The sequence below is a fragment of the Micromonospora sp. NPDC050795 genome (assembly GCF_044456785.1).
Taxonomy (GTDB): Bacteria; Actinomycetota; Actinomycetes; order Mycobacteriales; family Micromonosporaceae; genus Micromonospora.
On record NZ_JBITGE010000129.1, the window covers coordinates 1 to 1,132 of the forward strand.

The 1,132-nt window shown below is 66.3% G+C and carries 2 protein-coding genes and 1 pseudogene; all 3 read right to left on the reverse strand.

Translation table 11 applies throughout. The annotated features are described in order from the left end of the window. Positions 1 to 96: 96 nt before the first annotated feature. Positions 97 to 327, reverse strand: a pseudogene (locus tag ACIBEF_RS32595) (IS30 family transposase); the annotation flags it as partial. Between the two features lie 222 nt (positions 328 to 549). Further along, positions 550 to 726, reverse strand: a complete 177-nt coding sequence (locus ACIBEF_RS32600; RefSeq protein WP_396797267.1) for a hypothetical protein — start codon at positions 724 to 726, stop codon at positions 550 to 552. 117 nt (positions 727 to 843) lie between these two features. Continuing rightward, positions 844 to 981: a hypothetical protein gene (locus ACIBEF_RS32605; protein WP_396797268.1), complete on the reverse strand. Its 138-nt coding sequence runs from the start codon at positions 979 to 981 to the stop codon at positions 844 to 846. Positions 982 to 1,132 lie beyond the last annotated feature (151 nt).

The following is a 1,132-nucleotide window of genomic DNA, read 5'->3' on the forward strand; positions in this document are numbered from 1 at the left end:
CTTGGCCGTCTTGAAGGATCGACGCCATGGCCGCCTCCCATCTACGCAACACGCCCATCACGTGCAAGTCGTACACCACTCCCGTGGACGCAACCCCAGAATGATCGGCGCCATGCCGCCAGCGTGACGAAACCACCGGGACCCGGCCGGCCACGACACACCCACAGCCTCCGCGGCCTCCAGCGTGGTTACTCCCGACGCGATCCGCCGCCAGAAGTCCCGCTGCACCGCACGAGACGGCTCCGGCCGTCCCGGTGAACGCATCGGCGGCCGCAACGCCCGATCCGACGCCCACTGTCGCCGCGCACCAGCCGGCACCGCACGCATCTGCTTCTTCCCGCGCCCCATCGCAAACCTCCGTGATCAAGGTGTTGCGACGATCAGTTGAATTCGCCTTGGCAGCCGCGATCAATGAAACACCAGCCCGGACGTGGGTCGGCGGCGTGCGAGAGCGTGGGCGGCGTCGACCAAGTTGGTCTTCAGGTTGTCGGCTACGGCCTAGCCGACGAGCCGGCGTGAGGCCAGGTCGATGACGGTGGCTAGGTAGAGTTAGCCCTGCCAGGTGTTGATGTAGGTGATGTCTCCGCACCAGCGGGAATCGAGGGCAGTCGGATCGGTGGTGAAGTCACGCTCGACCAGGTCGGGGTGTCTGCTGGCGTTCGGATCCGGGATCGTCGTGGTCTGCCACCGGCGAGGGCTTTTGCCGGCCAGTTCGGCGGCGCGCATCAGCCGGGCGACGCGTTGACGGCCGTGCCGTATACCGGCGTCGGCGTGGATGCGTGGTGCCCGTAGGTGCCCTTCGACACCGCATGGACCTGGAGGATCTTCTCGGTGAGCTGGGCATCAACGCGCCCGCGAATGGACTGGAACGCCGGATTTGCGCTGGTAGTAGGCGGACCTGGAGACCTCGAGCAGCTCACACGCACGCTTGACGTTGTGTTCGCCGGCTTGCTCCGCCTCGATGAACGGGTGCAGGTTCACCTGGTCTCCTTGGCGAAGAAAGCCGTCCGCTTGAGGGTGTCCACGTCCTCGCGCAGCCGGCGGTTCTCCCGCCTCAACTGCGCGAATTCGTCTCGTTCGCTGCTGGTCAGCCCGTCGGTGCGGGTGCCAGCGTCGAGGTCGGCTTGCTTGA

Excerpts from the sequence above, each read along its gene's own strand:
- ACIBEF_RS32600 (WP_396797267.1), bottom strand. The coding sequence starts at position 726 with ATGCGCGCCGCCGAACTGGCCGGCAAAAGCCCTCGCCGGTGGCAGACC.